We start from the raw sequence: 21,721 nt of genomic DNA, 5'->3' as shown, positions 1-21,721 counted from the left end.
CGAGCATGCCATGGCCCACTGCAGGCCAGACGTGAGGGTATGCAGTGGTGTGCTTGACGATGCACGCAGCCACGCAGATCGATAGGCGCGCCGCGTGTATCGATCACCCCTGCCCGGCCTCACGGCGCATCGCTGGCCACTGTTGGTAGGTCATCGCACGCCACAGCCATTCCATCGGACCGAAGCGGAAACGGCGCAGCCACAGATGGCTGAGGATTACCTGCGCAGCGAACAGCAGCAAGGCGAACAGCAGTTGCCAGGCACGCGGCACTGCATCGAACCACCCCAGCCCGTAGTGATAGAACAGCAACGTACAGACCACCGACTGACCAAGGTAATGGGTCAGCGCCATCCGCCCGACCGGCGCCAGCAAGCCCATGCGCGCACGCCAGTGCACGATCCAGGCCAGGTAGCCCAGGCACATCGGCACGCCGCCCACGGCCACCAGCGCCATTGCCGAGGTGGTCGGCAGGTCATAGACACCCGGCGCCAGATAGGGCTTCCACAGCACACCCGCCAGGGTGACCAGCAGTCCCACAGGCAGCGCGACCCAGCGCAGGCCGGCATACAACCGGGGGAAACGCTCCGGCGCGGTCAATGCGCCGCTGCCAGCGAACCAGGCACCCAGCAGGAACATACCCAGCACTTCGGGTCCGGAAATGAACATGCCGCCCAGCGACGCGCCGAACTCATGCAGGCGCTGCACGTTGGCCTGCATCCAGTCGCCCTGGCCATACACCAGACGTTGCTGGTCGATGCCCTGCTGCGCATCGACCAGCATCTTCTGCAGGTCCTGCGGGGTGGCCATCGACACCATTGCGCCGACCAGCAGCATCAGCGCGACACCCAGTGCATACACCAGCAGCCCCATCCACGGCAGCCAGCTGCGCGGTGCTTCGCGGCAGGCCAGCAACGGCAGCGAGGCCAAGGCATACAACACCAGGATGTCGCCGGACCAGACCAGCAATGCGTGGCACAGGCCGATCAGCAGGAGCCCGGCGCTGCGGCGCAGGTAGAACGGCGTGAACGGGCGCCCCGCTGCCTCGGCACGCTGGGCCATCACCGCAAAGCCCGCGCCGAACAGCAGCGAGAACAGGGTGAAGAATTTTCCCTGCACGAACACATAGACGAAGGCATCGGCCCAGTAGTCGATGCCCTGCCAATGCGCGTCGATGCCGGTGAAGGCCAGGTCCAGCGGCCCGCTGAGGGCCTCGATGTTCATCAGCAGGATGCCCAGCAGGGCAAACCCACGCAGTATGTCCAGCAGGGCGATGCGTTCGCCGGAAGCCACCGGTTGCAGGGAAGGGGAAGCGGTGTTCACGGGGCATCCGGCGTGCAGGTCCGTCATTATGCCGCCGGCCTGCGGGCCATGGATGACCCCTCCTGTTCCAGATACGCAACGGCCCGCCGAAGCGGGCCGTTGCTGCCATCACGATCGCAGCGCGATCAGTGCTGGTGACCGCCGTCGCCGTGGACGTGGCCGTGTTCGAGCTCTTCCTTGCCGGCTTCGCGCACGTCGACGATCTCGACGTCGAAATGCAGGTCCTTGCCGGCCATCGGGTGGTTCAGGTCGACGTCGACCACGCTCATGCCGACCTTCTGCACGGTCACGGCACGCGGGCCGAAGTTGGTCTGCAGCACGACCTGCTGGCCCGGGACCAGCTTGGCGGTGCCGAAGTGCTTCTTCGGCACGCGCTGGGACAGGCCATCACGGCGCTCGCCGTAGGCATCGGCCGCCTTGACGTCGACGTCGAAGGTCGCGCCGGCTTCCTTGTCCATCATGGCGTTTTCCAGGCCCGGGATGATGTTGCCGTGGCCGATCAGGATCGCCAGCGGCTCGCCGCGGTCCTTGGACGATTCGATCGGCTCCTGGCCGGCCTCGGAGACGGTGTAGTGGAAGCGGACAACGCGGTCTTTTTCGATCTTCATGCGCAACTCTGTCTGGATCTGCCGGAGGCAGGCGGGTTGGGGCGGGTTGTCGCCCGGCGGGGACGCCGCCATCATGACGGCCAATCCAAGGTCGCGCATTATCCGGAGAACATGCACATCACGCCAGTTTCGTCCGGCACGCGCCGGCGCCTCGCGCCCGCCCTGCTGCTCGCCCTGCCCCTGCTGCTGACCGCCTGTGGTGGCGGCAAGGCCGTCCGTTCCGCACCGCCACCGCCTGCGGCAAGCTGGCCCAGCACCACACCGGACAACCCCGAGGCCGCCAATTCGGTGCTGATGCGTGCCATCAGCCTGGTCGGCACGCCCTACCGCTACGGCGGCAACACGCCCGAATCCGGCTTCGACTGCAGCGGCCTGGTCGCTTACGTCTACCGTGAAATGCTGGACCTGAAGCTGCCGCGGACCTCACGCGACCTGGCGGCGGTACAGGGCCCGAAGATCGACCCGAAGCGCCTGGCAACGGGCGACCTGGTCTTTTTTGGCAGCCGCGGCAATGTCAGTCACGTGGGGATCTACGTCGGCGAAGGTCGATTCGTGCACGCCCCGAGCACCGGCGGGACGGTCCGCCTGGATTCGCTCAGCGGCCCCTATTGGAAGGACCACTACACAGGGGCAAAACGCGTCCTTCGCTAAAATGAACAGGCGATATGTTCAAAACTGTGACAGCCATCACCATGCAACTAACGATTTACTAACGGAATTTTTAACTTATTACTGCTTTTACAGGGCATGATGCCCCATCGTTTTTTTCCTTGTGACCGACGCGTGACGACAAACGACCCGACGTGCCAAGGCCAGACCGCCGCTTCTTCGCGTAGTGTCCGCCCGCTTCTGCTGGGCTTGGCATTGTGTCTGACCAGCCTTCCGGCCTGGTCGCAGTCCGCTCCCACCCGTACCGATGCGACCCCGGCTTCGACCGCCGAGACCGCCCCCCGCGCAGCCGCCAAGGCCGACGCCACCGCTCCGCAGCGCAGCCGCGCCGATGCCGCCGCCAGCGCCACCCTGGCCGCCCTGCTGCCGCATCTGGCCGCCAATGACACCATTCCCCTGATGGACCGCTCGGCCATGGTGGCCGGTGACCTCAGCCGCCTGCTCGCCAATTACGACACCAGTAGCGCCGCCAATGGCAGCATCGTGGTCGGCAACGCTGCCGACAACGGCAAGGTGCAGTCGCTGCTGCGCCGGGCCATGACCCTGCTTGGCACCCCCTACCGTTGGGGTGGCAGCAATCCAGACAGCGGCTTCGACTGCAGCGGCCTGGTCGGTTATGTGTTCCGCTCGGCCCTGGGCATCGAGCTGCCGCGCGTCTCGCGTGAAATGGCGCATGACGCCAATGCCGAACTGATCAACGACCGCGCCGCCCTGGCCGCAGGCGACCTGGTGTTCTTCGGCCGCAAGGGCCGGGTCGACCACGTCGGCATCTATGTGGGCGACGGCCGCTTCCTGCATGCCCCGAGCACCGGCAAGGACGTCCGCGTCGACACCCTGCTCAGTGGCTACTGGGGCAACAAGTTCATGCAGGCCCGCCGGGTCGACCTCTGATTCGAGGCCGTCTGCGCGTGACCTGACCAGCCGCTGCCCTGCAGCGGCTTTTTTGTTGGCTGACCGAAAGCATGGCCGCTGTCCGCCGCATGCTGCGTTGGTCATTGATGTCACGGTCCTGTTGGGCCGCAACCGGCCACCCACGCGTGGCCGCAGCATCGCGGCGTGGGGCGGCACACCGATGATGACCTGTCAGCCGCCCGCGTTGCCCGGATGCTGGGGGGAGGCATGGCGGCAAGCCTGGAGATTCCATCGCGCTGCGTGATCTGGTTCGGCCAGCCACCGGCAGCCGAGCGCAATGCGCTGGCAGCCGCAGGATGGCAACTGCGCTGTGTCAGCCCTGCACCTGCCATGGCCATTGGCCTGCGCGGCCGCGATCATCTGGTCGCCGTCGTCGATCTTCGCCATCTGGATGCAGAGGCGGCGCAGTTGTTGCTGCCGTGGGTCGAGCAGCACCATCACCTGCCGTGGTTGGCCGTGCTGCCCGCCGGGCTGGGCAGCCCTCCTCCCGCCTGGGGCGCGTTGCTTCGGGCCTGCCAGGATCAGTTCTCGCTGCCGCTGGAGCTTCCCGACCTGCTGTCGGCGTTGCAGCGCCAGTGCGATGGCGATGATCTGCCACTTGCCGCGACCCACAACGGTGGCGGTCTTCCCGCACTGATCGGCAACAGCGCCCCCCTGCTGGCCGTCCGCACTGCCCTGCACAAATTCGCCCCGGTCGAGCTGCCGGTGCTGGTAACGGGCGAAACCGGCACCGGCAAGGAGCTGGCCGCGCAGGCGCTGCATGCGCTGTCCGGGCGCGCAGGAAAACCCTTCCTGGCGGTGAACTGCGGCGCCATTCCCGCCAACCTGGTGCAGTCCGAACTGTTCGGCCACGAGCGTGGCGCTTTCACCGGCGCTTCCCAACGTCGCATCGGCCTGTTCGAAACAGCCCATGGCGGCACCGTATTCCTCGATGAGGTCGGCGACCTGCCGGCCGATGCACAGACCAGCCTGCTGCGGGTGCTGCAGGAGGGCACGCTGGAACGGGTGGGCAGCAACCAGCCACTGCGGGTGGATGTGCGCGTGCTGGCGGCCACCCATGTCGAACTGGAGCAGGCGGTCGCCCAGGGGCGCTTCCGGCGCGATCTCTACTACCGCCTCAACGTGCTGCGCCTGCCGATGCCATCGCTGCGCGAACGTGGCGCCGATGTCCTGCTGCTGGCCGAACACTTCCTGCGCGCATTCCGCCAACGTCATGCCGGCCGCGCACGTGGTTTCGATCCTGGCGCGCACCAGGCGATGCGCGGGTTCGACTGGCCGGGCAACGTGCGCGAACTGTTGAACCGGGTACAGCGGGCGGCGATCGTGGCGGAGGGCGAACTGATCAGCGCGGCCGACCTGGATCTGGCCGAACCCGATGCGCCCGCACGGCGTGCGCTGCTGCAGGATGCACGTGGCCAGGTGGAACGCGACGTGCTGCTGCAGGCCCTGCGCCAGCATGGCTACAACGTGTCGGCGTGCGCGCGGCACATGCAGATCTCGCGGGTGACGGTCTATCGCTTGTGCCGCAAACATCATCTTGAGCTGCCGGCGCAGCGCTGACCGCTGGCCGCGTGAAACAGCCGGGATGGCCCGGCCGCCCCGCCTACAACATGTACGGCACCTTGAAGGCCAGCGTGAAGTCCGGCGCATCCGGGGTCAGGCCGATGCCCAGCATCGTCACCAGCGTGGTGTGCTGGTTCAACGCGTAGGTCACGCCGAGATTGAGCGAGGCCGCATTGGCATCGCTGCCGATCACCTTCACCCATTCACCGCCCTTGAACCGGGTCGAGGCGCGCGTGCTGATCTTGTCGCTGAAGGAAATGCTCAGGCTGGTGCGCTCGTTGAACGCGAAGGCCACGCCGGCACCGAAGTACACCGAACCACCCAGCTTCACGTCACCGGGGTTGACCGTATCCGGGTTGCTGTCGATATCGCTGAAGCCGCGCGGGAAGGAATGGATGTAGCCGGCGTTGGCGAACAGGATGGCCGGATCGGCGGTCTTCACCATCGATACGCCCAGGTTGGCCTGCCACACACCGTTGCCGGTCGGCTGTTCCTGCGGCACCGCGAAGCGGATGTAATCATCGTCGTCGCGCTCGATCACTTTCCAGTCCAGGCCGTAGGGTGCGCGTCCGGTCGGCGCGGTAACACCACCGGTCAGCACCGTCTCCGGGCGCCAGCCGCGTTCGGCGAACAGCCGGTAATTGGCACTCAGGCTGACATCGCCGATGCCACTGCCGTTGGTTTCTTCCTGCGCGACCGCCGCCGCGGCGCCGCCGGCACCGCCCTTCTGGTAGACCGTGCGCCGTGCCAGGTACGGTACGTCCATGTTCAAGGTCAGGTTGGGGCTGACGCCCCAGCGCGCGGCCAGGTTGTAGGTCAACGAATCGGATTCGACGTTCTCGATCGCGATGTTGCCGAGGAAGATCGCATCCAGGGCGAGGAAGCCGTTGAGCGTGAGCTGCTTGCGGTCGTAGCGCGCATAGGTGAGGCCGTTCTCGATGGTGAACCGGCGCGAGAACAACGCCGCCTGCTGCTGCTTGACGTCGTCCACGCTGCGCCGTGCCTCTTGCTTGGCCTGCTGTGCCTCGGCGGCGCTGCTGGCATAGCCTTCGCTGCTGGGTGGAACCGCAGATGCCGCAGCGGACGCCAACGGTGCAGCGGGGGTCGCAGCGGGTCCTGCGCGGCCGCTCAGCCGCGCCTGCATCGCCTGCACCTGCATGTCCAGTTCGCGCAGGCGGCGTACCTCCTGTGCGTAATTGGCCTTGAGCTGTTCCAGTTGCGCGATCAATGCCTGCATGTCGGCGCCGTCACTGGGCGCGGGCTGCTGGGCGAAGGCAGTGACCGCCAGCGCCGCCAGCGCCAGCGGAGTAAGCCGGTAGAGAGTGTGCATGTCGGTGACCTGCGTTGTACGTCGATTCCCCCCGACCAGGCCGTGTTACTGGCCTGGGCCCATGCCGCGGTTCATCCCGATCGCCTGGGCCACGTTCTGGCTCAAGGGCAGGTTGTTGGCCGCGGTATTGCGTACCAGCTCCAGCTGCAGCCGGTTGCTGGCGGTTTGTCCATCGCCGGCCAGGGCAATGCCCTGCCCCACGCTGCCATTGCGGATCCACTGCTGTACCAGGCTCTGTCCATCGACCTGCAGCAGCAGGCGCGCCTGGTTGCCATCGAGCATGGCCGTGGCGGTAGCGCCCCCCTGCTGTGCCTGCACCATGCGGCTGCCGTCGTCGCTCATTGCTGTCGGCACCGCACCGTCACGCACGGTCAGCGTGGTCACGTTGCGCGCGGTGTTGCCATCGCCGGCCACCTGCACGCTCTGCACCAGTCCGCTGGCATTGGCCAGACCGGTACTGTCGATGCTGCGCCCCGCCGTCGTCGGCAACGGTGCGTCAGCGGCGGTGACGTGGACGCTGGGCTGGAAACTCAGCTTCGGTGTTCCGCCATTGCGGAAATCCATGCCCAGGGTCAGCGCGCCCTGCACCACCGCACCGTTGGGTCCCTGCCACTGCGAAATCATCGTCACCCCGAACCAGGCCACGTTGTTGCCACCGACGGTGTAGCGGCCACGCATCAGGTTCAGTTCGGGATCGGGAATTTCCTTCAGGCCCCGCCCCGGTGCGCCGTCTGCCGCCATCAACGGCGACAAAGGCAGCATCAGCAGCAGGGCGAGTAACACACGTTGGCATTGCATGATCGTGCCTCCTTCAGAACAGGTCGGCGTGGCTGAAGCCGAAGTCGACCAGTTCGGCATCGGTGATCGGTCCCTGCCGCGCATACAACGCGCGGGCACTGGGCCGTTCGCTGGGTTGCAGCAGCACCGTGTTGCGATCGAAGTCGCTGCCGATCACGACGAAAACGGCGCGTGACGGCCAGGCGGCACTGAACTCGGCCAGCGACAGGCTGCGGTTGCCCAGGATCGGATCGGCTACTTCCACCACGCCGTCGCGCACCTGCTTGAGCACGACGAAATGCCGGAAGCCGCGTACATCCATCAGCACCAGTCCAGGAACCCGCAACGTGCGCAGCCGCGATTCATCGATGCGATAGCCGCGTCCACGCATGCCCAGCGATTCGACATAGCGCTTGATGTCCAACAGCGAGAAACCACGTTCCTTGACCAGCTGTGGATCGGATACCCCCATCATTCCCTCGATCACCGTCGCCTCGGTGGTGTCCAGGTGGTAGGCGTAACGCAGGATGGTGGCCAGAGCGGCCGCCCCGCAGCTGTAGTCGGTGTGCTGCCGCACCAGGTTGCGATACCGCCGCTCCTGCATGCTTTCCACCTTCTGCTGCAGCAGCGCGCCATTGGGCAGCACCCCGCTGAACACCACCTCGCCTGCCCAGCCAGATGCGCTGGTCAACAGCAGCAGGCAGGGCAGCAAACGCAACCACCAGCGATGACCGGCCATGCCGTTCTCCACGAGAAGGAAGGAGCCCCTGCCCCAAGGGGGAGGAGGGACAGGGGCCCCCGGGGGAACCCGGCCATTGGCGGATGGCCGGGCTTGTTGCGCTCAACGCAGGTTCGCTGCGAAAGCGGTCACACCGTGGATCACTCGCCGCCGCCGGTCCCACCGCCGGTGCTCGGTTGTGCCACGGCCAATGCCAGGCTGTTGGCCTGCAGGTTGCCGGTACCCGATGCCACGTTCACGCCGATATTGCCGGACGCGCCGGAGAACGCGCTGCCGGACAGTGCCGAGGTGTTGGTCGCATTGACGTTCACCCAGCGGGTGGTGCTGACCGTGCCACTGAGGCTGGCATACAGGTCGGCCACGCCCAGCTCGACGAACTGGCTGGTGCCGCTTTCACGCGTATCGAAGCCCAGGCCACCCACGCCCGGCCGGTTCGGGTTCATCGTTGCGTTCTGGATCTCGTTGTCCAGATCGATGTGCCCGGTCGCGTTGCCACCCGGATGCGGCAGATCGCCACTCCACGTATCGAGGTAGTAGTTGGCCATCTGGTAGGCATTGCCGGTGCCGCGATAGGTACCGGCACCCACGGCCAGGGTACCGCCAGCGACGCGACCGCTCAGGCCGACCTGCACCGTATCGGTGTAGGACTGCACGAAGCCGGCGTTGGACACGGTGTTGCCGGTGGACACCTGGTTGGAGCTGATGCTCGACTGCGCCATCGCACTGGTGGCTACCGATGCAGCGAGCGCGTTCTTCTGCTCGTTGTTGTTGCCCGAGGCGATGTTCACACCGATGTTGCCCGATGCACCACCGAAGGCATTGCCACCGAGGCCAGCGGCGTTGGTGACGCCGGAGTTCATGGTGGTGTTGCCGAAGCCGGCCTGGTTGACGAACACCTCGGCGTCGGCCATGCCGAAGCTGAAGGAGGCATCCGCCGCCGACAGCGACGCAGCGTTGTCCTGCGCGTTGTTGTCGCCAGCCACCACGTTGAAGCCGAGGTTGCCGGAGGCACCGGCGCCGACATCATCGGCGATCGAAGCGCTGTTGGTGACCAGGCTGTTGCCGGTGACGTTGTTGCTGATCGACTGGCGGTTGTCGATCACGGCGATGGCGGCCGAGTCCAGGTCGATGTCACCGCTGATGGTCGGGTCACCGGAGAAGTTGATGTCCGAGCTCAGCCGCAGGTCCTTCTCCAGGTTCACGTCGACGCCGTGGTTGTTCTTTTCCTTGCGCTCGTCGGCCTGGATGTTGCTGTTCTTCTGCACCTGCTCGTTGACGTTCACCGTACGATTGCGGGTCACGTTCGAGGTGTCGGTGTTGTTGCGTACCGTGGTGTTGCTGCGGGTCCAGTTGCGGACTTCGTTGTCGGTATGGTTGTGCGTGTCGTTGCGGGTTTCGGTCACGACGTGGTTGTGGTTGATGTTCGCATTGGCGTTCTGGTTGTCCCAGCCATTGGCCGCAGCAGCGGTCGAGGCAGTGGCAATTGCCATGGCGAGTACGGTCTTTTTGACAGTCGCTTTCATGGTGCCCTCTCTCTCATCAGGTGATTGGTTCGGGTGGGTGGTACTCACGGGTTGCCCTGCACGACCAGGCCCAGAACATTGGCCGTATCGTTTCGCGCTCCCGCGATCTGATTGAGTTGCAGGACACCGTCGAAGCCCCGCAGTGCCGTCGAGGAAACGCCGACACTGCGGATACCCGCCGCAACACCGTCACCGGTATCGCCCTGCCCCCCTGCTGACGCGATGTCCGAGGCGGCCAACGCCGTGTCATCGGATTCGCGTATTCCTTGCCAGGCCAGCGTCGCGCTGACGACATTGAGCGTCGTGTTGGCGATGCCGCTGGCCTGGTTGATCGATGCAATGCCACTGGCCCCTGCCAGTGCCTGTCCGGCGATGTGCGCGCTGGCTTCCAGTGGTGCCGACAGCACCACATCGTTGCTGTGCTGCTGCCGTGCGGCGATGGCCACGTCGGCGCGGTCACCGCTGGCCATGCCATGCAGGTTGGCCTGGAGGTTGAGATCGCCGGCCGCCTGGTTGATGGCGATGGCGCCGCTGGCACCCGCCAGTGCGCGGCCGTCGATGCGGGTCACATCGAGGTAGGCCAGCATGCCGCTGTAGTCGTCGGCCAAGGCTACGGCCGGCACTGCCAGCCAGACCGCAAGCAACACTGCGCGCTTCACTTGCCACCCGCCTGCGCTGGTGCGCCCAGCGGGAACTGCGACAGTGCGCCGCGCACCGTATCGCCAATGCCGCGTGTGGTATTGCCGACGGCCCCCAGCGGGCCGCTCATCGCACCGCTGAGGCTGCTGCCACTCATCATTCCCTCACCCGAGCGACCAAGGGTTCCGCCCAGCGCCTGTTGGGTCACCCGCTCGACCGTGGTGACGCCGTGCGCGTGCACGTTGCCGGACTGGCCAGCGCCGAGGCCGGCGTAGTCGTCCTCGCTGAGTTCATCCATGCCGCTGGCGGCGCCACCGCTGCCGAGTGCAGCGGCGATCTCATGTTGCGGTTTCGGATCGGCGATCAATGCCACCCCGGGCGGCGCCATGCGGTAGGCCGGGCGCGTGGCAACGTCGCGCAGCAGGACGATCTCACCCGGCTGCGCCTTCACCCCCTGGCGGGCACCCGAGGCCGCAGCCGCCAGCGGAACGATCAGCACCAGCAGCAGCGCCAGCTGCCGGCCAGAAACAGTGAAAAGGGTGGTGCTGCCGTCCATGCCGCTCTCCCGTTGCCTATGCGCAGGGAGTGAGCAGCTTTCGTGCCAACTCCGGGAGGCTGTCGCAGCAGGGGTTTGACCGGCAACAGCACGACGGCATGACGCCGCAGTGTTACAACTTCGTTCGGATTTCGTTGGCCTTAACGCGCAGGAAACACCACTGCGCAAGGCGCCATCGGGGCTGTATCAGTAGTGTTACAGGTACTGATACAGCCCGATGCAGTGCCGCTTCAGGCGCGCGGCGGGCTCGGGTCGGGATCATCGATGCCGACGCTGGTCGACGGGTTGTCGTACACCGCCTGGTCGAGCAGGCCCGTTTCCTTGGCCACGATCACCGGAACCAGCATCTGGCCCGTCACATTGGTCATCGTGCGCATCATGTCCAGGATGCGGTCGATCGCATACAGATAGCCGATGGTTTCCAGCGGCAGGTTGGCCGCACTCAGCACCACCGTCGCCATGATCACCGCCGTACCCGGCACGCCGGCGGTACCGAAGCTGCCCAGCACCGAAGCGATCAGCACCACCACGTACTGCTCCGGCGTCAGCGGCACACCGCTGTACTGCGCGATGAACACCGCGCACAGCGCCGGATAGATCGCACCGCAGCCGTCCATCTTGATGCTCGCGCCCAGCGGCACCGCGAACGAACCGTAATCCTTGTTCACGCCCAGGTTGTGGGTGATCGAACGCAGCGCGACCGGCATCGCCGCGAAGCTGGAGGAGCTGACGAACGCCACCTGCATGCCCGGCGCCGCGCCGCGGAAGAACTTCAGCGGGTTCAGGCCATGCGCCAGCAGCAGCGCGCTGTACACCACCACGATGTGCAGCGCGCAGGCCACGTACAGCGCCAGCACGAAGTGGCCCAGCGGCAGCAGCTTCTCGAAACCATAGCTGCCGACCAGGCCGGCGATCAGGCCGAAGGTGCCGATCGGGGTGACTTCCAGCACGAAGCGGGTCACCTGGATCATGATGTCGCTCATCTGCCCGACCAGCTTGCGTGCTTCGGTCACCTTCTCGCCGAGCTTGACGATGGCAAAGCCGACCAGGCCAGCGAAGAAGATCACCGGCAGGATCGAACCACGGCCTGCGGCCAACACGGTTTCACCGGCGGCGTTGACCTTGGTGCCGATTCCCGACAGCGCGTAGAACACGTTGGACGGCACCACATCCAGCAGCACCTGCACCACGCTGGGCACTTCGCGCGGCACATAGTTGCTGGCCATCGACAGCTGCAGGCCACCGGCGCCGGGCTGCAGCACCGTACCCACGCCCAGGCCCACGCATACCGCGAGCGCGGCGGTGATCACGAACCACAGGAACGTGCGCCCGCTGAGCGCGGCCACCGATTTCTGGCCGTGCAGCGAAGAGATCGCGTTGATGACCGCGAAGAACACCAGCGGCACCGCGATCATCTTGATCAGGGTGACGTACAGCTCGCCGAGCGGGCCGAACCAGGTTTCAGCGGCCGGGCCAAGCGCCCAGCCGGCCAACGCACCGAGCACGAAGCCACCGACCACGCGCTGCCAGAATGGAATCCGCAGCCAGGCAGAGACCAGCTTCATAGGCAATCCAAGGGGGTAGGAAGGGATGCTGGCACGATAGCCCAAGGCGGGCCGCAGAACGACCGCCCACATGGCAAATCAGTGTGTCATCGGCGTGCCTTGCGAGGCCGGGCATAATGAACGTCCCGTTACACTTTGTGAGATCCCAGCGTCCATGCGTCGTTCCGTCTCCCTGTTGGCCGCCTGCGCCACGACCCTGCTGCTCGGCGCCTGCGCCAGCACCGCCCCCGCGTCCGCCCCGGCCGGCCTGAAGGTCAGCGTCGCCCCCGTCGCCCATCCTGCCGGTGAAACCCCGCAGTGGTGGTACCGCAGCGGTGCCGCCCAAGCGGCCGCCAATGGTGCGATGGCCGGCAAGGCCAAAAACGTCATCCTGTTCCTGGGTGACGGCATGAGCCTGACCACCGTGGCTGCCTCGCGTATCTACGAAGGCCAGCAGAAGGGCGGCTCGGGCGAAGAGAACCTGTTGTCGTGGGAGCGCTTCCCGGCTACCGCGTTCAGCAAGACCTACAACACCGATTCGCAGACGCCGGATTCGGCCGGCACCATGACCGCCATCACCACCGGCGTGAAGACCCACATGGGTGCGATCGGTGTCAGTGCCGGCAGCCGCACCGACTGCGCCGACAGCCTGTCCAAGGGCCTGCTGACCTGGCTGCAGCTGGCCGACAGCGCCGGCCTGGCCACCGGCGTGGTCTCCACCGCACGCCTGACCCATGCCACCCCGGCCGCGACCTATGCGCACTCGCCCGAGCGCAACTGGGAAAACGACACCGACCTGACCGAAGCGGCCAAGGCCGCCGGCTGCAAGGACATCGCCCAGCAGCTGCTGTCGACCTCGCGTTACGGCCGTGGCCCGCTGGTCGCCCTTGGTGGCGGTCGTGGTGAGTTCACCACCGTGGAAGAGCGCGACCCCGAGTACGACGACAAGGTCGGCCAGCGCCTGGACGGCCGCAGCCTGGTGCAGGAATGGCAGCAGGCGCATCCGCAGGGCGCCTATGTGTGGAACAGCAAGCAGCTGCAGGCCGCCGCCAACGCACCGGCAATCCTCGGCCTGTTCGAGCCGGACCACATGCGCTACGAGTACGAACGCCCGCAGGACCCGGCCGGTGAGCCGAGCCTGGCCGAGCTGACCGCTGCAGCGATCAAGAACCTGTCGCGCCACCAGGAAGGCTACGTGCTGATGATCGAAGGCGCGCGCATCGACCACGCCAACCACAGCGGCAACGCCTACCGTGCACTGACCGAAACCGTGGCCCTGTCCGATGCCGTGCGCGTGGCCAACGAGCTGACCTCGGCCGACGACACCCTGATCATCGTCACCGCCGACCATTCGCACACCCTGAACTTCGTCGGCTACCCGGCCCGTGGCAACCCGATCCTGGGCAAGGTGAAGGACAAGGGCGGCGAAGACGGCGCCGGCAAGCTGGATTACGCGCTGGACGGCACCGGCCAGCCGTACACCACGCTGAGCTACGCCAACGGCCCGGGCCACACCGGCAGCAGCAACCAGCAGCCGGCCGGCCCGAAGCGTTACCCGCACAACCCGAGCAGCTTCGAACCGGCCACTGGCCGCCCGAACCTGCACGATGTCGATACCGAGCATCCGGATTACATGCAGGAAGCGCTGGTCCCGATGAAGTCCGAATCGCATGGTGGCGAGGACGTCGGCATCTGGGCACGCGGCCCGGGCAGCAAGGCGATCCGCGGCACCCTGGAACAGAACGCGATCTACCACATGATCGTGCAGGCCACCCCGGCCCTGCGCGATCGCCTGTGCAAGGCCGGCACCTGCGACGACAAGGGCGTACCGGTGGAACTGCCGGCACCGGCCACCTTCGAACGCAAGGCGGACAGCAAGTGATGGCACGGCCGGCACGCCCTGCCCTGGCCAGCCGGCGCCGTGCGCGCTGGCTGGCCCTGCTGGGCGTGCTGGCCAGCACCTGGGCGTCGGCGCAGGGGCCGGCCTGCAAGGTCATGACCGAAGAACACGGGTTGTGGATGCTGCCTGGCTGCGAAGTCGTCGATCACAAGCCGCAGATCAGCGCGGACACCCTGCAGGATCTTCCCTACGACGGCGATGGCCTGGCGCTGGTACAGACCGCCGACGGCTTCCACTACGTCGACCGTCGCGGCCGCAGCCAGGCGGTGATCGCCTGGGACAACGGCGCAGATCCGCTGCAGGAAGGCCTGTTCCGCGGCCGCGTCGGTGATCGCGTGGGCTACTTCAACGCTGCCTTCGAGCAGGTGATTGCGGCCACGTTCGATTTTGCCTGGCCGTTCCAGGACGGCGTGGCCGAGGTCTGCAACGGCTGCCGTCGTGGCACGCCCGATGGCGACGGGCATACGCCGATGGAAGGCGGCGAGTGGTTCCGTATCGATCGTTCCGGTCGCCGGCTGAAGTAAGGGGTTTATCGGCAGGGCTGCGCCCTGCACCTGCCGAAGCAACGGCAACGGCCGAAGCAACAGCCAAAGCGGCATTCCGTGGGATGGCGGGGCACTGTGGGTTTGCGGGGACGCCGTGAATCCCCAGACCTGCCCAGCCGCTGGCGGCTGTGCGTTCGGGCGCTTGCGAAGCAGTGCTTCGCAAGCAAAGCGCCCTCACCCATGGAGGCTTGGTCGCCGCATCCATGCGGCTCACACCCCGCAAACCCACAGTGCCCCGCCTTCGACAGTTGGCCGGTGGCCAGTAGATCCACGCCATGCGTGGATGAATCTCTTTCAGATATCGAATGAAATTCTGGGGTCAGATCCGTGTCGACCAAGGTCGACACCCACCAAAGGCAGGCCGTGCCATTCCAACAGATCGCGGGAAACTGTCGAAGGCGGGGTGGGTCCGGTTGCGGGGGCGTAAGCGCCATGGATGGCGCGACCGAGCTTACATGGACGTACTTGCAGCGTCCCCCGCAACCGGACCCACCCCGCCATCCCACGGAATGCTCGCTGTTGCTGTTGCTTCGGCTGTTGCTTCGGCTGTTGCTCCAGCCTCTGCGGGTGCAGGGCGCAGCCCTGCCGACCCACCCTATACTTGCCGCCGTGACCGCCTTCCCCGCCCTCGTTCCGCTGGATGTACCGCTGCTGGTCGGCTACAGCGGTGGCCTGGATTCGACCGTGCTGCTGCACTGGCTGTGGCAATCGGCGCGGGCCGCCGGCACACCACTGCGTGCCATCCATGTCCACCACGGCCTGCAACCGGCTGCCGATGATTGGGTGCGCCACTGTCAGCAGCAATGTGCTGCGCTGGGCATCGAACTGGCCGTGCACCACGTGCAGGTCGCGCGTGAGGGCGGCCATGGCCTCGAAGGTGCTGCCCGGCTGGCACGCCGCGCGGCATTCACCGCCGAATTGCAGGCTGGAGAAACCCTGGCGCTGGCCCAGCACCAGGACGACCAGGCCGAGACCTTCCTGCTGCGCGCGCTGCGCGGCTCGGGCATTGATGGGCTGGCGGCGATGACCGCTGACAGCCAACTCGACGGCCATCGGCTGTGGCGGCCATTGCTCGATGTGCCTCGCAGCGGGCTGCAGGCCTACGCCACCACACACGACCTGCACTGGATCGAAGACCCCAGCAACAGCGAAGACCACGCCGACCGCAATTTCCTGCGCCTGCGGGTGTTGCCACTGCTGCGCCAGCGCTGGCCACACGCCACGGCCGCATTGGCCGGCAGCGCCGCGCATTGCGCGCAGACCCGTGCATTGCTGGATGAAGAAGACGCCGAGCTGCTCGCTCACCTGGAAGTGGCACCACGGGTGCTGTCGCTGGAGCTGCTGCGCCAGGTTGCACCGGAGCGTGCGGCGCGCGTGCTGCGTGCGTGGGTGCGCCGTCATGACGCAGCCCCGTTGCCGGCGCATGTGCTGCGGCAGGTGCAGAACGAGTTGATGGCGGCAGGTGCCGATCGGCAATCGCAGGTGCGTTGGCAGCAGCACGCCATCCACCAGTGGCGCCAGCATGCCTACCTGCTGCCCACAGAACTGCCGGTACTGCCGAAGAACTGGCAGGCGACATGGGACGGCCGCGCGCCGCTGCAGCTGCCCGACGGCGGCCAGCTGCGCCTGCTTGGCACGGACGGCTTCGAGCACCCGCTGCAACTGCGCGCCCGCCAGGGCGGCGAACGCATCGTGCTGCCCGGCCGTACGCATTCATCCGCGTTGAAGGACTGCCTGCAGCGCGAACACCTGGCGCCCTGGCGGCGCGCACAGCTGCCCCTGCTGTTCGACGGCGGGCAGCTGCTGGCGGCCGCCGACGTAGTCATCGCCGCGCCGCTGCAGGCCTGGCTGCAGGCACACCATGCACAGTTGCAGTGGCATCCGGGCGGCTGGTGAATTGACCCTCGCGCGCGCGCCGTCCACACTTGTCGCATGGCCAAGAAGTCCCCCGAAAACGCCTCCCCCGTCGCCCAGTTCGAGCAGTCGCTCGAATCGCTGGAACAACTGGTGGAGCAGATGGAAACCGGCGAGCTGAGCCTGGAAGCCTCGCTCAGTGCTTACGAACGTGGCGTGGGTCTGTACCGCCAGTGCCAGCAGGCGCTGGAGCAGGCCGAACTGCGCGTGCGCCTGCTCAGCGATCCGGCCCAGCCCGAAACCGCCGAACCGTTCGATCCGCCCAGCCATGACGGCTGAGGCGTTGTTCGCGCGCTGGCGCGACCGTATCGAAAGCCAGCTCGACGCCGCCCTGCCCTCACCGGCCGAAGCCCCGCAGCGCCTGCACCAGGCGATGCGCTATTCCGTGCTCGGTGGCGGCAAGCGCATGCGCCCCCTGCTGGTCTATGCCGCCGGCCAGGTGTTCGGCGCCCCGCTGGACAGGCTTGATGCCGCAGCGATGGCGGTGGAGCTGATCCACGCGTACTCTCTGGTGCACGACGATCTGCCCGCGATGGATGACGACGCCCTGCGCCGTGGCAAGCCCACCACTCACATCGCCTTCGACGAAGCCACCGCGATCCTCGCCGGTGACGCCCTGCAGACCCGTGCCTTCGGCCTGCTGGCCGATGCGCCGCTGCCGGCGGCATTGCGCGTGGCGTGCCTGCAGACCCTGGCCCATGCCTCCGGTGCGGCCGGCATGTGCGGTGGCCAGGCGCTGGACATCGATGCCACCGGCCGGCAGCAGTCGCTGGCAGCCCTGACCCGCATGCATGCGCTGAAGACCGGTGCGCTGATCCGCGCCGCGGTGCGCATGGGCGCGCTGTGCGGTGATGCGCCCGCACCCGTGCTGGCCCAGCTGGACGGCTTCGCCGATGCGCTCGGCCTGGCCTTCCAGGTCCGCGACGACATCCTCGATGTCGAAGCCAGTTCCGAGCAGCTGGGCAAGACCGCCGGCAAGGACCAGGCCCAGGACAAGAGCACCTTCCCCGCCCTGCTCGGCATGGACGGTGCCGAGGCGCAGCTGCGCGAACTGTCTGCTCGCATGCAGCAGGCGCTGGCGGGCTATCACGACGAAGCCGATGCACTGCGCGCGCTGGCCACGCTGGCGGTGGAACGCGACCACTGAGGCAGCGTGCCGCCAGCAACAAAAAACGCCCGGCAGTGCCGGGCGTTTTCGTATCCGCGTACAGCCTGTCTTACTTGATCAGGCGCAGCGCGAACGGGTAACGGTAAGCTTCGCCGTTGTTGGCCTTGACCGCAGCGATGATGCTGAAGACCAGGCTGATCAGGCCGACGATCGGCATCAGGATCGCGCCGATGACCACGATGGTCAGGATGATGCACACCACCATTGCGATGGCCACGGTGATCTGGAAGTTCAGCGCTTCCTTCGACTGGTCGGTGACGAAGGCCTTGCTGGCGTCATCCTTGTTGATCAGCCAGATGATCAACGCGCCGATGAAACCGGTGAAGATGCCCAGCAGGTGCGCTGCCAGGGCCATGGTGCGCTGGTCGGCAGGTACGCTGCTCGCCGCCGGGACGTTCTCGAATTCGCTCACGACAAAACTCCTTTTTATTGGGTGGTCTTGACCGACCGGCGGCAGGCCGGTCGCGTCAGGCGGGCCTAGCTTACGCCATCAATGGCATCAATCATTGCCGGCGATCGTCATCCGTCCCACCAGGATCGAGCCGGTGCGGATATGCGAGCGCGGATCGACGTCGCTGCCGACCGCCTCGATGGCCATGAACATGTCGCGCAGGTTGCCGGCGATGGTGATGCCGTCCACCGGATACTGGATCTGGCCGTTCTCCACGCGGAAGCCGCCGGCGCCGCGCGAGTAGTCGCCGGTCACCCCGTTCACCCCCTGCCCCATCAGCTCGGTCACCAGCAGGCCGTTGCCCATCTGCGCGGCGATGTCCTGCAGCGAACCGGCATTGGCCGCCAGCTGCAGGTTGTGCACGCCACCGGCATTGGCGGTGGTCTGCAGGCCCAGCTTGCGTGCCGAATAGCTGCCCAGCACGTAACGCTGCAGCACGCCATCACGGACCAGGGCCGACGCACGCGTGGCCACGCCGTCGCCATCGAAGGCGGCCGAGCGCAGGCCGCGGCGCAGGTGCGGCAGCTCCTCGATCTGCATCCAGTCGGGGAACAGCTGCTGGTCGACGCTGTCCAGCAGGAAGCTGGCCTGACGGTACAGTGCGCCGCCGGACACCGCCGACAGCAGATGGCCCACCAGGCTGCGCGCCACTTCCGGCGCGTACAGCACCGGCATGCTGCCGGTCGGCAGCGAGCGCGGCTGCAGGCGGGCGACCGTGCGCTCTGCGGCGCGGCGACCGACGCTGGCCGGATCTTCCAGGTCCTCTCGGGCCAGTGCGCCGGTGTACCAGCCGTCGCGCTGCATGCCATCGCCGGTGCCGGCAATCAGCGCACAGCCGATCGAATGATGGGTACCGCGCTCGCGGCCGATGAACCCATGCGAATTGGCATAGACCGACACGCTCTGCATGCTCGACACCGAGGCGCCATCGGAATTGCGGATCTGCGCATCGGCCTCGCGACCCGCTGCCTCGCAGGCCAGTGCCAGGTCCACCGCCTCGTCGGCCTGCAGCTCCCAGGGGTGCCAGCCGTCCAGCTCGGGGAAGTCGCGGGCCATCAAGCCGGCCTCGGCCAGCCCCGCAGCCGGGTCGTCCTCGGTATGGCGGGCGATCGCGCAGGCCTGCTCGACGGTGGCCAGCAGGCTGGCCTCATGCAGGTCGGCGGTGCTGGCACTGCCCTTGCGCTGGCCGAAGTAGACGGTCACGGCAATGCCGCGGTCACGGGTGGATTGCACGGTCTCGACCTCGCCGAGACGGACATTGACCTCCAGCCCGCGGTCCTCGCTGCAGCTGACCTCGGCCTGGCTGGCGCCCAGCGCGCGGGCACGCTGCAACAGCTGCTGGGAGATGTCGGCCAGCCGTTCCAGCCGGGCCGGGCTGTCGTCGCCGACGGCGACTTCAGGGGCGATCACGTTCAATGCTTTATCCTGTGCGGGTTGGGCCCGGCATCACGCCGGGCGACTTTTTTTGAAATCAGGTATGGACGATGCGCGGACGCGACGAAGAAACCGGTGAATTCCACGACAAGAGCCGCAGCCAGAACCGGCGCGACGCGCTCGACGTCCTGGCCCTGGGCGAGAAGCTGGTGTCGCTGACCCCGGCCCAGCTGGCGCGCCTGCCGATCCCGGAGGACCTGCTGCCGCACATCGCCGAGTGCAAGCGGATCACCGCGCATATCGCGCACAAGCGGCAGCTGGCGTTCCTGGCCAAGCACATGCGCCGCGAGGACGATGCCGCGCTGGACGCGATCCGCGATGCGCTGGACGCCAACAGCGACACCGGTCGCCGCGAAGTGGCGATGATGCACCGCGCCGAAGACTGGCGCGAGCGCCTGCTGGCCGAGGGCGATACCGCGCTGGCCGCACTGCTCAACGATTACCCACAGGCTGACCGCCAGCAGCTGCGCACGCTGGTACGCAACGCCCAGGCCGAAAAGGCCAAGAACAAGCCGCCGCGCGCCTACCGCGAGATTTTCCAGGTGCTGCGCGCGCTGATGCTGCCGGCCGCCCTGGGCCTGAAGGCATCCGGTGAGGATGTCGAGGCAGACGCGCCGGTCGACGACGCCGACGAGGACTGAGTCCCCGTCGGGCATGGCGGTGGCTGTGGCCATCGCCGTGCTCAGGCCTGGGTACCGCCGACGGTGATGCCTTCGATCAGCAGCGACGGCTGGCCGACACCGACCGGCACACTCTGCCCGTCCTTGCCGCAGATGCCCACGCCCTCGTCCAGGGCCAGGTCGTTGCCGACCATGCGCACCTTCTGCATGGTTTCCGGGCCGTTGCCGATCAGGGTCGCGCCCTTCACCGGCGCGGTGATCCGGCCATCCTCGATCAGGTAGGCCTCGGTGGCCGAGAACACGTACTTGCCGCTGGTGATGTCGACCTGGCCGCCGCCGAAATTGACCGCGTACAGGCCCTTCTTCACCGAACGGATCATTTCCTGCGGATCGTGCTGGCCGGCGCGCATGTAGGTGTTGGTCATGCGCGGCATGGTCATGTGCGCGAACGATTCACGACGGCCGTTGCCGGTCGGGGCCACGCCCATCAGCCGCGCGTTGAGGCTGTCCTGCATGTAGCCGACCAGGATGCCGTCCTCGATCAGCGTGGTGCACTGGGTCGGATGGCCTTCGTCATCGATGTTGAGTGAACCACGGCGCCCATCCAGGGTGCCGTCGTCGACGATGGTCACGCCCGGGGCAGCCACGCGCTCGCCGATCCTGCCGGCGTAGACACTGGTGCCCTTGCGGTTGAAGTCACCTTCCAGGCCATGCCCGACCGCCTCGTGCAGCAGCACGCCCGGCCAGCCCGGCCCCAGCACCACCGGCATCACACCGGCCGGCGCCGGCACCGCTTCCAGGTTGACCAGTGCCTGCCGCAGCGCTTCGCGGGCGAAGGCTTCCGGGCGGCCATCGGCAAACAGCGTTTCGTAGCCATAGCGACCGCCGCCGCCGGAATAACCCGACTCACGGCGACCGTTCTGTTCAACGATCACCTGTACGTTCAAGCGCACCAGGGGGCGAACATCGGCGCCCAGCACACCATCGGTGCGGGCAACCAGCACGGTATCGACGCCACCGGACAGGCTGACCATCACCTGCTTCACGCGCGGGTCGGACGCGCGCAGGTAGCCGTCCAGGCGCTTGAGCACCTCGACCTTGGCTTCGTTGCCGATGCCGTCGATCGGGTCCAGTGCCGGATACAGCACGCGCGCATCGCCGCGCAGCAGCGAGCGTCCGGTCTGTGCGCCACCTTCGCGCGAGATCGCACGTGCCGACTGCGCCGCAGTCAGCAACGCACCGGCGTGGATGTCGTCGGAATAGGCAAAGCCGGTCTTCTCGCCGGCAATCGCGCGCACGCCCACGCCCTGCTCGATGGAATGGGCGCCGTCCTTGACGATGCCGTCTTCCACGCTCCAGCTTTCGCGCCGGGCGTGCTGGAAGTACAGGTCGCCGAAGTCCACACCGGGGCCGAGCAGTTGGCCGAAGGTGCGCTCCAGGCCAGCGGTATCCAGGCCACCGGGGCGCAACAGGCGGTCTTGGGCAAGCGTCAGGGCGTTGTCAGTCAT

21 protein-coding genes are annotated in these 21,721 nt (G+C 66.9%); 9 read left to right on the top strand and 12 right to left on the bottom strand.

Annotated features, from left to right (window positions below):
- Nucleotides 1-103: 103 nt before the first annotated feature.
- Both CR919_RS04280 and CR919_RS04275 read right to left on the bottom strand, forming a co-directional pair.
- The gene (locus CR919_RS04280; RefSeq protein WP_099819009.1) at nucleotides 104-1,348 is read right to left on the bottom strand and encodes a DUF418 domain-containing protein; all 1,245 of its coding nucleotides are present in this window, start codon (nucleotides 1,346-1,348) and stop codon (nucleotides 104-106) included.
- A gap of 98 nt (nucleotides 1,349-1,446) precedes the next feature.
- On the bottom strand, nucleotides 1,447-1,929 hold the full coding sequence (locus tag CR919_RS04275) for a peptidylprolyl isomerase (RefSeq protein ID WP_025876084.1): 483 nt from the start codon (nucleotides 1,927-1,929) through the stop codon (nucleotides 1,447-1,449).
- 111 nt (nucleotides 1,930-2,040) lie between these two features.
- Here CR919_RS04275 and CR919_RS04270 point away from each other — a divergent pair, with 111 nt between their 5' ends.
- The 3 genes from CR919_RS04270 (at nucleotide 2,041) to CR919_RS04260 (ending at nucleotide 5,070) form a co-directional block, all read left to right on the top strand.
- Nucleotides 2,041-2,580 (top strand): C40 family peptidase, encoded by a 540-nt coding sequence (locus CR919_RS04270; RefSeq protein WP_099819008.1) that lies wholly within the window; start codon nucleotides 2,041-2,043, stop codon nucleotides 2,578-2,580.
- Nucleotides 2,581-2,712: 132 nt separating this feature from the next.
- Nucleotides 2,713-3,489 (top strand): C40 family peptidase, encoded by a 777-nt coding sequence (locus CR919_RS04265; RefSeq protein ID WP_099819007.1) that lies wholly within the window; start codon nucleotides 2,713-2,715, stop codon nucleotides 3,487-3,489.
- Between the two features lie 228 nt (nucleotides 3,490-3,717).
- Nucleotides 3,718-5,070 (top strand): sigma-54 dependent transcriptional regulator, encoded by a 1,353-nt coding sequence (locus CR919_RS04260; protein WP_099819006.1) that lies wholly within the window; start codon nucleotides 3,718-3,720, stop codon nucleotides 5,068-5,070.
- 43 nt (nucleotides 5,071-5,113) lie between these two features.
- Here CR919_RS04260 and CR919_RS04255 read toward each other — a convergent pair whose 3' ends face one another.
- The 7 genes from CR919_RS04255 to CR919_RS04225 form a co-directional block, all read right to left on the bottom strand.
- Nucleotides 5,114-6,403: a transporter gene (locus tag CR919_RS04255; protein WP_099819005.1), complete on the bottom strand. Its 1,290-nt coding sequence runs from the start codon at nucleotides 6,401-6,403 to the stop codon at nucleotides 5,114-5,116.
- Nucleotides 6,404-6,448: 45 nt separating this feature from the next.
- The gene (locus CR919_RS04250) at nucleotides 6,449-7,201 is read right to left on the bottom strand and encodes a hypothetical protein (protein WP_099819004.1); all 753 of its coding nucleotides are present in this window, start codon (nucleotides 7,199-7,201) and stop codon (nucleotides 6,449-6,451) included.
- A gap of 13 nt (nucleotides 7,202-7,214) precedes the next feature.
- A complete protein-coding gene (locus CR919_RS04245; RefSeq protein WP_099819003.1) occupies nucleotides 7,215-7,919 on the bottom strand; it encodes a C39 family peptidase in 705 nt (234 codons plus the stop codon).
- 140 nt (nucleotides 7,920-8,059) lie between these two features.
- Nucleotides 8,060-9,442 carry an adhesin gene (locus CR919_RS04240; RefSeq protein WP_099819002.1) on the bottom strand — a complete coding sequence of 461 codons (1,383 nt, stop codon included), beginning with the start codon at nucleotides 9,440-9,442 and terminating at the stop codon, nucleotides 8,060-8,062.
- A 44-nt stretch (nucleotides 9,443-9,486) separates the two neighbouring features.
- Nucleotides 9,487-10,029 (bottom strand): hypothetical protein, encoded by a 543-nt coding sequence (locus tag CR919_RS04235; protein ID WP_243379918.1) that lies wholly within the window; start codon nucleotides 10,027-10,029, stop codon nucleotides 9,487-9,489.
- Nucleotides 10,030-10,097: 68 nt separating this feature from the next.
- Nucleotides 10,098-10,637 carry a hypothetical protein gene (locus CR919_RS04230; protein ID WP_099819000.1) on the bottom strand — a complete coding sequence of 180 codons (540 nt, stop codon included), beginning with the start codon at nucleotides 10,635-10,637 and terminating at the stop codon, nucleotides 10,098-10,100.
- Nucleotides 10,638-10,867: 230 nt separating this feature from the next.
- On the bottom strand, nucleotides 10,868-12,202 hold the full coding sequence (locus tag CR919_RS04225) for a dicarboxylate/amino acid:cation symporter (RefSeq protein ID WP_099818999.1): 1,335 nt from the start codon (nucleotides 12,200-12,202) through the stop codon (nucleotides 10,868-10,870).
- A 154-nt stretch (nucleotides 12,203-12,356) separates the two neighbouring features.
- On the opposite strand from CR919_RS04225, the gene CR919_RS04220 reads away from it, so the two are divergent.
- From CR919_RS04220 to CR919_RS04200, 5 genes are all read left to right on the top strand, one after another.
- The gene (locus CR919_RS04220) at nucleotides 12,357-14,063 is read left to right on the top strand and encodes an alkaline phosphatase (protein ID WP_099818998.1); all 1,707 of its coding nucleotides are present in this window, start codon (nucleotides 12,357-12,359) and stop codon (nucleotides 14,061-14,063) included.
- Nucleotides 14,060-14,605: a WG repeat-containing protein gene (locus tag CR919_RS04215; protein WP_099818997.1), complete on the top strand. Its 546-nt coding sequence runs from the start codon at nucleotides 14,060-14,062 to the stop codon at nucleotides 14,603-14,605. The genes CR919_RS04220 and CR919_RS04215 overlap by 4 nt, the downstream gene beginning before the upstream one ends.
- 630 nt (nucleotides 14,606-15,235) lie before the next feature.
- On the top strand, nucleotides 15,236-16,522 hold the full coding sequence (tilS, locus tag CR919_RS04210) for a tRNA lysidine(34) synthetase TilS (RefSeq protein ID WP_243379896.1): 1,287 nt from the start codon (nucleotides 15,236-15,238) through the stop codon (nucleotides 16,520-16,522).
- Between the two features lie 36 nt (nucleotides 16,523-16,558).
- Nucleotides 16,559-16,819: an exodeoxyribonuclease VII small subunit gene (locus CR919_RS04205; RefSeq protein WP_006381978.1), complete on the top strand. Its 261-nt coding sequence runs from the start codon at nucleotides 16,559-16,561 to the stop codon at nucleotides 16,817-16,819.
- Nucleotides 16,809-17,687 (top strand): farnesyl diphosphate synthase, encoded by an 879-nt coding sequence (locus tag CR919_RS04200; protein WP_099818996.1) that lies wholly within the window; start codon nucleotides 16,809-16,811, stop codon nucleotides 17,685-17,687. Before CR919_RS04205 ends, CR919_RS04200 begins: the two co-directional genes overlap by 11 nt.
- 70 nt (nucleotides 17,688-17,757) lie before the next feature.
- On the opposite strand, the gene CR919_RS04195 is transcribed toward CR919_RS04200, so the two are convergent.
- A complete protein-coding gene (locus CR919_RS04195) occupies nucleotides 17,758-18,120 on the bottom strand; it encodes a DUF4870 domain-containing protein (protein WP_099818995.1) in 363 nt (120 codons plus the stop codon).
- Between the two features lie 87 nt (nucleotides 18,121-18,207).
- Nucleotides 18,208-19,575 carry a metalloprotease PmbA gene (gene pmbA / locus CR919_RS04190; RefSeq protein ID WP_099818994.1) on the bottom strand — a complete coding sequence of 456 codons (1,368 nt, stop codon included), beginning with the start codon at nucleotides 19,573-19,575 and terminating at the stop codon, nucleotides 18,208-18,210.
- 68 nt (nucleotides 19,576-19,643) lie between these two features.
- Between pmbA and yjgA the strand changes: the two genes are divergently transcribed.
- Entirely contained in the window at nucleotides 19,644-20,234 is a 591-nt protein-coding gene (yjgA, locus tag CR919_RS04185; RefSeq protein ID WP_099818993.1) for a ribosome biogenesis factor YjgA, read from the top strand.
- A gap of 41 nt (nucleotides 20,235-20,275) precedes the next feature.
- On the opposite strand, the gene tldD is transcribed toward yjgA, so the two are convergent.
- Nucleotides 20,276-21,721, bottom strand: coding sequence for a metalloprotease TldD (gene tldD, locus CR919_RS04180; RefSeq protein ID WP_099818992.1), 1,446 nt, complete (start codon nucleotides 21,719-21,721; stop codon nucleotides 20,276-20,278).

Origin of the sequence: Stenotrophomonas sp. LMG 10879 (assembly GCF_002750935.1) — a bacterium.
Taxonomy (GTDB): Bacteria; Pseudomonadota; Gammaproteobacteria; order Xanthomonadales; family Xanthomonadaceae; genus Stenotrophomonas; species Stenotrophomonas lactitubi_B.
The sequence above is the reverse complement of the archived record's forward strand: the minus strand, read 5'-3'. Positions and strand labels throughout refer to the sequence as shown.